Source organism: SAR324 cluster bacterium, assembly GCA_015232315.1.
Classification (GTDB): Bacteria; SAR324; SAR324; order SAR324; family NAC60-12; genus JADFZZ01.
On record JADFZZ010000001.1, the window covers coordinates 261433 to 272929 of the forward strand.

The 11497-nt window shown below is 44.7% G+C and carries 10 protein-coding genes; 8 read left to right on the plus strand and 2 right to left on the minus strand.

Features of this window, described 5'->3' with window-relative positions; genetic code table 11:
• Nucleotides 1–4: 4 nt before the first annotated feature.
• Complete coding sequence (locus HQM11_01075) at nt 5–1324, minus strand: 3-deoxy-D-manno-octulosonic acid transferase (GenBank protein ID MBF0349590.1); 1320 nt, start codon at nt 1322–1324, stop codon at nt 5–7.
• Nucleotides 1321–2736 (minus strand): hypothetical protein, encoded by a 1416-nt coding sequence (locus tag HQM11_01080; GenBank protein ID MBF0349591.1) that lies wholly within the window; start codon nt 2734–2736, stop codon nt 1321–1323. The genes HQM11_01075 and HQM11_01080 overlap by 4 nt, the downstream gene beginning before the upstream one ends.
• Nucleotides 2737–3019: 283 nt before the next feature.
• Between HQM11_01080 and HQM11_01085 the strand changes: the two genes are divergently transcribed.
• The 8 genes from HQM11_01085 to HQM11_01120 all read left to right on the plus strand — a co-directional run bounded on the left by HQM11_01085 (nt 3020) and on the right by HQM11_01120 (nt 11368).
• Nucleotides 3020–4384 carry an SUMF1/EgtB/PvdO family nonheme iron enzyme gene (locus HQM11_01085; GenBank protein MBF0349592.1) on the plus strand — a complete coding sequence of 455 codons (1365 nt, stop codon included), beginning with the start codon at nt 3020–3022 and terminating at the stop codon, nt 4382–4384.
• Between the two features lie 162 nt (nt 4385–4546).
• A complete protein-coding gene (locus tag HQM11_01090) occupies nt 4547–4756 on the plus strand; it encodes a hypothetical protein (protein ID MBF0349593.1) in 210 nt (69 codons plus the stop codon).
• A gap of 525 nt (nt 4757–5281) precedes the next feature.
• Nucleotides 5282–6055 carry a flagellar basal-body rod protein FlgF gene (gene flgF, locus HQM11_01095; protein ID MBF0349594.1) on the plus strand — a complete coding sequence of 258 codons (774 nt, stop codon included), beginning with the start codon at nt 5282–5284 and terminating at the stop codon, nt 6053–6055.
• Nucleotides 6056–6081: 26 nt separating this feature from the next.
• On the plus strand, nt 6082–6870 hold the full coding sequence (gene flgG / locus HQM11_01100; protein MBF0349595.1) for a flagellar basal-body rod protein FlgG: 789 nt from the start codon (nt 6082–6084) through the stop codon (nt 6868–6870).
• 32 nt (nt 6871–6902) lie between these two features.
• Nucleotides 6903–7940, plus strand: coding sequence for a flagellar basal body P-ring formation protein FlgA (gene flgA, locus HQM11_01105; GenBank protein MBF0349596.1), 1038 nt, complete (start codon nt 6903–6905; stop codon nt 7938–7940).
• On the plus strand, nt 7937–8737 hold the full coding sequence (locus HQM11_01110; GenBank protein MBF0349597.1) for a flagellar basal body L-ring protein FlgH: 801 nt from the start codon (nt 7937–7939) through the stop codon (nt 8735–8737). Before flgA ends, HQM11_01110 begins: the two co-directional genes overlap by 4 nt.
• An 85-nt stretch (nt 8738–8822) precedes the next feature.
• On the plus strand, nt 8823–9203 hold the full coding sequence (locus tag HQM11_01115; protein ID MBF0349598.1) for a hypothetical protein: 381 nt from the start codon (nt 8823–8825) through the stop codon (nt 9201–9203).
• Nucleotides 9204–9553: 350 nt separating this feature from the next.
• A complete protein-coding gene (locus HQM11_01120; protein ID MBF0349599.1) occupies nt 9554–11368 on the plus strand; it encodes a hypothetical protein in 1815 nt (604 codons plus the stop codon).
• The last annotated feature ends 129 nt before the right edge of the window (nt 11369–11497 follow it).

Consider the following 11497-nt stretch of genomic DNA (forward strand, 5'->3'; position numbering starts at 1 on the left):
TTCCTCACATCGCAGGCTCCTCCATCTCACACCGCTCCAGAATGATCTCAAAACACATCTTTGAAGCTCCACTGGCTGACTCCACATACTCTCGCAATTGATGTCCAATATTTTTTGTCAATTCTGGTGAACCCAGTAATTCATTGAATATTTTTCTGAACTCCTCCGTTGTTTCTACAGAAAATACCAGTCCCTGGGAAATAAGATCCAGTGCTTCAGGCGCATTGTGATATTTTGGACCAAAGATCACGGGCACTCCCATGGCGCAAGGCTCCATAATGTTGTGGATTCCAGTGGTGAAGCCTCCGCCGATATAGGCCAGATGTCCCTTGTGATAAAGGGATGAAAGAACTCCAACTGTATCGACCAGCACCACTCGTGCGTCTGTGTTTTGAGTGTGCCATTGTGACCAGCGGACAGGTTTCCAAGCTTGAAACATCTGTTCCAGGGGGGCCAGATGTGATTCTGTGGGTTCATGTGGCACCATGATCACCATCAACCGGGAATTTTGTTTCAGGGATTCCAGCAAGACAGGCACCATGCACTTTTCATCCGGTGGCCAGGAGCTTCCCGCGATAAAAACAAACTGGTCATCACGGCACGGCATGTGCGGAACCGGGATCCGGTCTCGCCGGTAAATGACGCTGTCTATGCGGGTGTTCCCGGCAATCAGCAATTGTTCAGGATTGGCTCCGGCATTTTCCAGCAACTGCCGGTCTGTTTCCGTGACTGTAAAAATCTGTTCCAGACAGGGATACAGGCTTTGAAAAAAAGACCGTCCCAGAAAAGAGTTCACTTTGCCTGAGTCAGGAGAGACGGAAGCAGAAACCAGGTATTGCGGAATGTTTTGCCGGTATGCTTCCCAGAGCAGATTAGGCCACAGGTCAAATTTGATATACACGATAGCAGAAGGTTGGATCAAGGCCAGCAGACGACGCATGAAATAAGGGTAATCCAGTGGGAGATAATCACACATGACAGCGCCTCCGGTTTCACTGAAATTGATTTTTTTCAACCATTTGAGAGCGTTGACAGAAGTGTAGGTGACAGCGAATTCCACATCATGCGTTTTGCACAATTCCATCAAGGGTTGTGCCTGAAGATATTCTCCCGCGCTGGCGACATGAAACCAGATCAGCGGTTTTTTCCATTCACGCCGGGCAAGCTGGTTCCCGATACGCGTCCAGAGATCCTTGCGGCCTTGCAGGGATTCCCGGAGATTTTCAGATTTCATGGACACAATCTTGACCAGTATCCAGGCGACAGGCAGAAATAGAAGGTTGTATAGTGTGGACCAGAATTTCTGAAAGGGAGACAGTTTCATGCGAGTTTATTTTTAATGGAGGAATCGTTATTAAAAGCACTGGGCAGGATATTGAAGGGCAATACCTTGATCAGAATCGCGAGAACCACCGCACCTGCGGGTAACAGAAAAATGGCGATTGCCGGAATCGTTTTGAGAATATCCAGCAATTGCAGGCGCACCTTGACGACTTCTTCATCGGTCAAAGGTTCAGAGGTTGCCTTGACCAGCAAAGAATACAGTTCCTGGGTTTCCTTGATTTCAATCATGATTTTGTCAAGGTTGTCTTTAATCTGATTCATGATTTTATTCTGGAATCGTTGTTGAAGCTGAGACACCATCGGGTTGTTCTTCAGAAATACAAAACGATGACTTTCCCTCGCAAAAAAAGCACCGACAGAATCATACATGATTTCCAGTTCATCAGAACTCATCTCGAGCATTCCGGCAATCCGTTCAATCATCATGCGCTCCTGGGTTACCTGCTGATTATCAATCAGCGAAAGCAGAATGGTGCGCTCAAGGAGATATTTTTTCAAAGGCATGGCCTTTATTTTGAAGTGCAAATCATCCAGTCCCATGGGTTCCTGGATGCGCTCCAGCATCAATTCCTGCAATTCATCCGGAAAATCAGCCTGTTTGATATACTGCTCCATCACATTCATTTCCACATCAGCCAGATAGCCGTCAGACCAGATCAAGGCACCAAATACAAGAATGATCTGCAATCGGAAATCAAATTCTTCGTCGAGTGTTTTTCTCAAATCTTTTTCTCCATCTTGTTCTATGAGAAGATTTGTCGTATACCACCGGAAAAAATAGAATAACTTGGGGAAAATAAAACTGTTTTGCAGTGATCCAATCTGTGACAGGCGCGGATCCTGAATGTGGACTTTGTTGATCAGTGTGTCTTCCAGCAGATGCAACAGCCTTTGGCATTCGGCATGATCAAACAATCGCAAAACGGGCAGATCCTTGTGGATCATCAGGCTTTTTTCCTCAGGAAGATAAAAACGCAGTATTTTTACAAGGATGTGTGCCATTCTGTTTTCATAAGTCAGCATCGGTTGAATCACAAGGGACTCACGCATTGGCACAAAAAACAGGGTTTCCAGATAAATAAACAGGGATCCCGAATCTTCCACCGGAAAATGCAGAGAGTGAACAGTCTCGCTTAGGGATTCATCAAGAATGGGGCATCCATAAAAAATTCCGTTCTCCTGAACAACCGCATATAAAAAATCATCAAAGGGCAGCCAGTTGTCTGGTGAATTTTCAAAAAAATGATCATCAAAGGGATTCAGCAGGCGAAAACGGAGATAGCGTTCAATCCAGCCATGTCCACTTTGCAACGGATGATTACGCTGGAAAAAAAACGCAATCGCGTTCCAGAATCTTCGCAGGATCTGCATTAAATGACTGAGTCGTTGCATTGAAGATTTAATCTCCAGAAAATGAAATGAGAATATGGGAAATATCGGTTTATTGAACTCCCAGCAATTTTGTTGCCAGAAAAACTATTCATATGATGGATTCATGCTGAAAAAAATGATTTCACCCCTTTGTGGTCTGCGGATTGGTAAAGACTCAAGAATAACCGCTCCATGTTTTAACCCCGACCTGCTTCCTCCCGGTAAGGGTAGGCCTACTAAAATCCCCGTCTTTTTTCAAGGGGTTAGGGGGGCTTTCCGAAAAATATTGGAAGTCTTTGTTTACGTGTTCCTGATCGGGATGGTCAATCCCTTTGCCGTTCAGGGGCAAACCATATTTCAGAATCTGGTCGTGGATTATGGTCAGACGGTGGTGACTGACTTTGTGACCTATGCTGTTCAGGGGGAACGATATCCCCTGATGCATGCGATTTCAAAACTCAGATACCGTGTTCTTTCCGAAAAATTGAGTCTTACCAGTCCCGGCCAGACCAAAGCTTGTTCAGATTTCAGAAATCTGGGGACACCTGTGCCCGTTGATAAAAAGGATTTTTGTCAAAAATATGACCAGTTGGTTGATTTGTCAAAACAAGGATTAGCGAATCTTGATGCGTTTGAAGAAATGATACGGGTTTTAGAGACATGGCTCATTCGTGAAGTTGAACGGCAAAAAGCGTCAACAGCCATGAAGCGCTGGATTCAGCAAAAATTGAATTGCCTGGATGAGTTGACACGTTGTGGCAATGATGAGGGCGCCATGCTGACAAGAATCTCAAAACGTGACCCTAACCTGCTGAGACTCTACCGCTTTACTCTGAAAAATCTCCACAAGAAACTTTTTCCAGTCATGCTGGATTCCCTTGCTCAGGGGGTTCCCGCAGATTCTCCCTGCATTTTTACAGGGAAATTGGGGAATCTTGTCGTTGAAAAAGGAATGGTTTTTATTCCTTATGGTGTGTTTTTAATGGGCAGCACGGAAGGTCGCGAAAATGAGCGACCGGTTCATGCGGTGGAACAGGATGGTTTCTGGATCGATCGCTGTGAAGTGACCAACGCCATGTTGCAGGAATTTCTGGTGAAAGATCCTTATCTTCGTAAAAGTACCTTCCCCAGAAAATATCATGATGGTGAATACCTCCAGTTATGGGACGACGATTTGAAAATGCCCAAAACTCAGGACAACATGCCGGTTGTTTATGTATCCTGGTTTGCGGCTAATTATTATTGTCTCCAAACAGGAAAAAGACTCCCTTCGGAAGCAGAATGGGAAAGAGCTGCCCGGGGCAATGTGCTCACCCAGACAAATTATGGTCATGGCAATGATCTGGTTTTGTTGAAAAACTATGGATGGTTCAATGAAAATTCAGAAGGTTTTTTTCATGTTGTCGCCGATCTTGCCCCCAATGATTTTCAGCTATTTGATATGCATGGCAATGCCTGGGAATGGGTTTATGACTGGTATTCGCCATATTCCTCCGGCCGGGTGACCAATCCGCAGGGGCCCTCTGACGGCAAATACAGGGTGCTTCGTGGAGGCTCCTGGAAAAGTCCGGCCTTTCATCTCAGAAGCAGTATGCGTGGTGACGATTCCCCCATCAACACCAGTCCTGATGTCGGCTTTCGCTGCGCCACCGATTCACGCCCACGATAGGGGATAAACCACAATTTGCAGCACAAAAGAAGGCTGGTCTCATCTTGATAGTTGTGTCAAAATCGAAAATAAAAAATGGTTTTGAGGAGATCTTAACAGGAATCCCGCTTGAATTTTCAAACAAGTCTTTCTTATGAAGAAGTCACCAGAAAAAGGATTTTTATGACTGAATTACTGGAACAGGTTATTTCAAGGGTGAAGGTTCTGCCTATAGATGATCAAAATCGTCTGGCGGCCATTCTATTGGAAGAAATATCTGATAATCAACGGTGGAATGAATTGTTCGGAAAATCACAAAACAAACTCGCTCAACTGGCCAATGAAGCTTTGGACGAATTTCACCATGGAGAGACAACCCCATTGGAATTATGAAATCGCGTGCGACCAAACGCTTTTGGAAATGTTTTGAACGACTGCCTCAAGAAATTCAGAAGCAGGCCCGTGAAACATACCGGAAATGGCAAGAAGACGCTTTTTATCCCAGCCTGGATTTTAAACAGATACATGCTGTAGAACTTGTTTACTCTGTCAGAATTGGCAGGGGATGGCGAGCTGTCGGAGTAAAAGAACACGACACGATAATTTGGTTTTGGATAGGTTCACATGAAGAGTACAATAATTTGATCGCACAAATATAAAGCTGTCTCACACTACACTGAAGTTGACTCCACACCCCGGGCAGACCTGTTGCCAACGGTCAATAATTTGATCGCACAAATATAAAGCTGTCTCACACTACACTGAAGTTGATTCCACACCAGTCAGACCTGTTGCCAACGGTCATTAGAGATCATGTTCCTGATTTCTGAAAAACGCCTCTGTATTCCAGATGGTATGGGGATTGCTTTTCTTGTTGCTACGCTCACAAATCAGTCAATTTTTACTTGAAAGGTATTTATGGATAGCGGTCTGTTTTCACTGGTTTCCTCAACCAATGTGCTTCAGAAAAAGCTGGATAATATTTCAAACAACCTGGCCAACGTGAATACCTCCGGCTACAAGGAGGACAGGCTGTCGTTCAGGGAAGTGTTGTCCAAGGCCACGGCGGTTGCTCCGGAGTCGGATGAAGAATCGTTTTTGACGCATGAATACATCGATATGTATCAGGGACTGGATAAATCTGCCGTCATGGTTGATTCTGTGGGAAAGAACTTTTCACCGGGAACCATGAATTATACAGGAAATACCCTGGATGTCGCCGTTGAAAATGAGGGTTTTTTTACCATCGACACACCTCAGGGTGAACGTTATACCCGCTCAGGGGAGTTCACAATGGATCAGGAGGGCAGGATGGTCACTCATGACGGTTATGCGGTTCTGGGACAGAAAGGCCCCATTCAGGTCAAAGGCAAAGAAATTGTGATTGATCAGGATGGCGGGGTCAATGTGGATGGCAAAGCGGTGGATACTCTGAAAGTGGTACGTTTTCGGGATTCCCAGGGACTTCAAAAACTGGGACGATCCTTTTATGCTCCTGTCACACGAGACAATGTGCCCATCATCAGCAAGGATTCAAGAATTCGTCAGGGGGTGATTGAAGGCTCCAATGTGAATACCGTTAAGGAAATGACCAATATGATTCAGGCCAATCGTGCGTATGAAAGTGCGGTGAAGGCTATGAAAAGCATTGATAGTATGAATGAAAAAGCGATTTCTATCGCTCAAGTGTAACGTTGAATGAATGAAAGAGGTGTCTTATGATGCGTTCGTTGTTTACATCAGCAACAGGGATGGGGGCTCAGCAACGGCAGATTGATACAATCGCCAACAACCTGGCCAACGTGAATACCACAGGCTTTAAAAAAAGCCGCAATCATTTTCAGGACCTGCTGTATCATAATGAAAAAACAGCGGGAGTGGCGTCTTCTTTGTCCACACAGGTTCCGGTTGGAATTCATGTGGGGCATGGGGTCAAGCATGTTACCACTGAAAAAATCCACAATCAGGGCAACATGCAGAATACAGGCAATGACCTTGATATGAGTATTGATGGTCCGGGCTTTTTTCAGATTCTTCAACCCAATGGCGCCTTGGCTTACACACGTGCCGGGCATTTCAACATTGATGGGCAGGGTCGGATGGTGACGGATGACGGGATGCTGCTTGATCCTGAAATCAACATTCCTCCTGAAACCAGAAAAGTCCAGATCGGGTTTGATGGCACGGTCTCTGTTTTTTTAAGAGATGAAACACAACCGGAATCTGTTGGAACCATCCAGCTTGCACGGTTTGCGAATCCGGCAGGATTGACCCCTATGGGGAAAAATCTTTATCTTCCCTCTCCCGCCGCCGGCAATCCAATGGTCGATTCTCCAGCATCCAACGGAATGGGGAGCATGAATCAGGGGTTTCTGGAAGGAGCCAATGTGTCAGTGGTGGAAGAAATGGTGAACATGATTACCGCACAGCGGGCGTATGAAGTGAATTCGAAGGCGATCCAGACCTCGGATGCTATGCTCCAGACAGCTAACAGTCTGGTCAGGTAAGCTTGATGCAATCTTTTAAAAATAAGGTTCCGATGAAAACTCTGTTTTCTCTGAGCGCAGTGGTATTGGTGGCTGTGTTATTGTCAGGTCTCAGTTCTGTGTATGCGGCTCCAATCCAGGAAAAACGGGCAGGTTATCAGAAACGACAGGAAAAACGCAGTCAGGAAGTGGCTCCGGAAAGTCAGATCCGTATTCTGCTTCCTGAAAGCACAGTTGTTGATGGCGAAACTTACAAATTATCGGAAGTCTCACAAATTCAGGGTGAAGATTTTGATCTGATTGAAAAACTCAATGAAGTTGAAATCGGCAGATCCCCCTTGCCAGGCCACAACACTGTTCTCAGTGAATCGCTGGTTACTTCCAGAATCAGGCCACTGGTAGACCGTAATAAAATAGTATTTCCAGGGGCGACATCAACCCGGATTGAACGTTCCGCGCTGAAAATTTCCGGAAGTGATATTGAACAGGCCGTATCCAGGCATATTCAGTCTCAGAATCCCAATGAAGAAATCAAAACCAAATTTATATCGAGTATCCAGGATGTTCTGGTTCCCAAAGGTGAATTGACCTATGAAGTTGGAACAAAACGCGAGTATAAAAAAGAGGGTGGATATCGCACCTATGACATGGTTTTTTATATTGATGGGAAAATAGTCAAAACCGTCCCTGTCAGGGTTTACGTGAAAGTTTACAAGGACATTGTGGTGGCAAAAGAAACCATTCATCGTAATGAAGTGATTGAAGAAAGCGATTTGACCACCGTCAAGCGGAATGTGGACCGATTGCCCGCAACCTATGTGGAAGACAAAAATCATTTGATTGGTAAAATTGCAAAAAGAGTGATTGGACCTGAAGAAATTCTCAAAGAAAATTCGGTGACTACCGCGCCGATTGTCAATTCGGGTGATCGTTTGCTGATTGTGTTTGATACACCAACGATCCGGTTAACGGCTCCTGGAATCGCAATGTCTAAAGGCCGTATGGGGGATCGGATTCCAGTTCGGAATATAGACAGCAAAACGATTGTTTTCGCCAAAGTTTCCAATAAAAATGTGGTTGAAGTTCAATGACATACTGCTCCTCTCATAGAGATACTCTTATGAAAAGTTTTGTCTCACTGCTGATGGTTCTGGTTTTACTGGGAGGATGTCAGCCTCTTGCCAGAAAGTCCGGTCCGCAAATGCCAATGACAACGCAGCAAAATCAGGTAAATACTGTCGCAGAACAGGCGACACCCAAACCTTCTCCCAAAAACACCAGACGGCCACAGATTTCGTCCAGATCCAATCTCTATGAAGGATCATTGTGGCGTGATGAAGCTTCTTTCGGAAACTTGTGGCGTGACCATCGTGCCCGTTTTAATAATGACCTCCTGACAATTGTGGAAGTGAATAAAATTGTCACTGTTCCTCCAGCCAAGGAAAAACCGGCTGAAACTACAGGCGCTCCTAGTGATGTCGTGCAAAAAGCCAATCTGGTGCTGGAAGCTCTCTCTTTGCGAGATATGATTGAGGAAGAACAAAATGATATTTTGCGATCGCTTGATTCGATATCCGCTGAAGTGATCAAGGTTCTACCCAACGGCAATATGCTGATTCGAGGAAAAAAAACCGATCTTCGCCAACGGAATCAAATCCGGTATGTGACGACAGTTACAGGTATTCTTCGTCCGGCGGATGTCACACAGGCAAACGTTGTTTCCGCATCCAAACTGGCTTATCCCGAAGTCAAGATAAGCCGGCAGATTCAGGGCTCACTGGTTAGGGAACGTCTGGACAAACTCAAACCTTTGCTTGGTCAGCAAAAGGCTGGTTTGATGGGACGGATTACCGATTTTACCAAAGCGGATAACCGTCAGGCCAAATAAGGTTCAAGGTATGAGTTGGTTCTGGCGCGGATCGCTATGGTTGGTAATCTTCTTCTTTCTTTCAGGCTGCTTTGTCCCGAGAACGGTGCCAGAGTCTGATGATCAAAAATGCCGGTTGGTCACCAGAAAAATGACACTGGATCTGGCGGATCGTACCAATTCTGATCTGGCCGTGAGGGCCAGTGGTGAGGCCATGACACGCTCCATGTCCCAATGTGATAAACCGGAATGCATGCTGATCATCCCTCTCAGTATGCTTGCCATCCCCATCGGTTCTCTGATTGTTTCCGGAAGTATCGTGGCCGTTGGAAATACGGTGCACTGGATTGAACAGCAGGGACGTTGTGATGAAAGTGAAGTTCAGACTGCCCTTCAGACTCTGGCTGATTCTTTACGGAGTTTAGGGGGAATTATCCTGGATACCGGTCAGAATTTCATGCGCTGGTTTGAAGCGCAAATCCTATAGATCCTTCCTCATTTTCTTTCCAGAATGCTCACTCTCAAATATGTATAATCTGCCCTGTCTTCACCATTTTAATGTGGCTTCTGATTAAACTGGCAAAAAAGGACTGATTTTCGCATGATATATTTCATGGAATACTTTTTTTACTCGACAGTGGTAAGTTCTCAGCTTTCAATTCTCAGCTTTTTTTGAACCGTTTGAAATTATTATGATTTTCATATAAGCATAAAATTTTTTGAAAATTTTATATTCAGGAAACCTTTAATTTCAAAAACTTACTAAAAGTTGAATGCTGATAACTGAAAACTTACAACTCTTGAGTTTTTTAAATTAATTTTTTACAGCATATGGTCATGGCTCGTCTTGAAGATACACTCACACTGCCCGAAACCACTAAAATTCCACAAACCCTGAATTGGGTTGAATCTGTGGCTAAAGCGCTCAATACGGAAGAAATTCAGACATACAGCAAATTGATCAGCCAGATGTTACGTGAAAACAATGGATTATCAATCAAGATAAAGCTTCTTGCGTTGAGTGTTCTGAAAACATTTTCTCATCTTTCCAAAGATCAATCATTGCTTGTTGAGCAATCCAAAAATATTCCGTTGTCGGGCAATCGTGAAATATATTATCAGGTGCCATTTCTTCCAGAATTGACCATTGCTTCGGATCAATTGTTTCAGTGGTATCAGAAAGAAGCCAAATGGGTGCTCACGATCAAACGCGATCGTGGAGAATATTCCGCACTGAAATTAATGATCTATCTATATGAGGCGATGCTATTTCAGATGAGTACCCACAAGCAATTGCAGAAACAATATCTGACCATTGCCGGAAATCTTTTTAAGACCATCCGGGAAAATATGGAGAGTATGGAAACCGCTTTCCAGAACAAGGACACCACGCATCCCTGGTTCAGTCCGGAATCTGCCGGAGATTATAAACGGGTCGCGATGTTGTGGAAAGAAACATTGGATGTCACAACGATTCGCCATGGTCAGAAAATACCATCAGCGATGCGTCAGGCTACTGGAAAAATGCCCTTTGACTGGGTTGAACTCTTAAAAATCAACCATGCCAGCAAAGTGACCATTCTGAATATTGTCTATCCGTTGAATGGTCTGGAATCCCAATGCCGTGAAATTCGAACATACAGTTCCTATCTTCTGCATTTGGTGAGTCAGGACCGTCCAGAGTTTTTACATTCGCTGACGCATACCAGGGTGGCACAAAGCTTCATGAATCGGTTGAAAATCGCCTGGCAGTTGAAACAGAACTGGCCTCAATTGCCTCAAAATCTTCAGGAATCGGATCTGCGAGAGCTGTTGATGGTTCTGATGGAACAGGCCATCAACAGCTTGGCGACACACCACAAGGTTAAAATAAAGGCGCAAAACAAACTGGCGGAAAAATTCAATGATTTTGGCGAGCAGGTGCAAACCCGGAAGGAGATTGTCGTGGTTGGACCTGAAATGGAAATTGAAGAAGTTGCACAGCCTGAACCGGCGTTGCCCTCACCAAACCCGGAAAAGGTTGTCACGGAATCTTCAAGGGTGGAAAAAACGGAAGCCCCGGCAATTGTGGCAAGCACAAAGTCAGATGAACCGCAAGCCCTCGAAAAGGCGCCTTTGGCGGAAGCGGAGGAACAACAACAGGATGATGTTCCACCGATTGCCACGGATTTTGAACCGATTACCGATGAGATGGAATTCGGTATGGGAATACAAACGATGCCATATGTTTTTCCATTTGATTATAGTAACTTGAAAGAAGAAGTCCCACTTCAGTATTTTCCTGATATCAAATGGGATCAACTCAAATGGAGTGACATGCGGGCTGGTGAAACCCATGTTTTTAACGGAGTCACCCGCGTGTTTATCAAAAAACTCGAAACCATTGAAACCTATCGCTATGACATTTACACTCCAGAAGAGTTTGAGTTGATAAAACCGGCACCCAATTATTATTGTTTTATTTTGAAACAAGCAGTTGGCGATCGATTATTTTATTATGTTGCGATTAAAAAAGCAGGCCTGGTTCCCGGCAAAAACATCGCATGGGTTCAAATCAAACTCAGTGAACGGTTTATGGCACACATTGATAAAGCCTATTTTATGATTTTCCCCAAACCTTATAACCAGCATATCTTTGTCATTCCCCGATAAAGTCTTCGACAGTTGTAAGCTCTCGGCTTTCAGTGGTCAGACCGACAGTGTACCTCTGAATCAATTCTTGGTGGCGGTTGGGGGGCCTGGACAATTTAAAAAACTGTAAACTGACGGCTGATAGCAGAA

Bases quoted from the DNA above. Each gene is read 5' to 3' on its own strand.
- HQM11_01080 (MBF0349591.1), bottom strand. From the start codon at position 2,736: ATGCAACGACTCAGTCATTTAATGCAGATCCTGCGAAGATTCTGGAAC.
- HQM11_01120 (MBF0349599.1), top strand. From the start codon at position 9,554: ATGGCTCGTCTTGAAGATACACTCACACTGCCCGAAACCACTAAAATT.
- HQM11_01110 (MBF0349597.1), top strand. From the start codon at position 7,937: ATGACATACTGCTCCTCTCATAGAGATACTCTTATGAAAAGTTTTGTC.
- HQM11_01090 (MBF0349593.1), top strand. From the start codon at position 4,547: ATGACTGAATTACTGGAACAGGTTATTTCAAGGGTGAAGGTTCTGCCT.
- flgG (MBF0349595.1), top strand. From the start codon at position 6,082: ATGATGCGTTCGTTGTTTACATCAGCAACAGGGATGGGGGCTCAGCAA.
- flgF (MBF0349594.1), top strand. From the start codon at position 5,282: ATGGATAGCGGTCTGTTTTCACTGGTTTCCTCAACCAATGTGCTTCAG.
- flgA (MBF0349596.1), top strand. From the start codon at position 6,903: ATGAAAACTCTGTTTTCTCTGAGCGCAGTGGTATTGGTGGCTGTGTTA.
- HQM11_01075 (MBF0349590.1), bottom strand. From the start codon at position 1,324: ATGAAACTGTCTCCCTTTCAGAAATTCTGGTCCACACTATACAACCTT.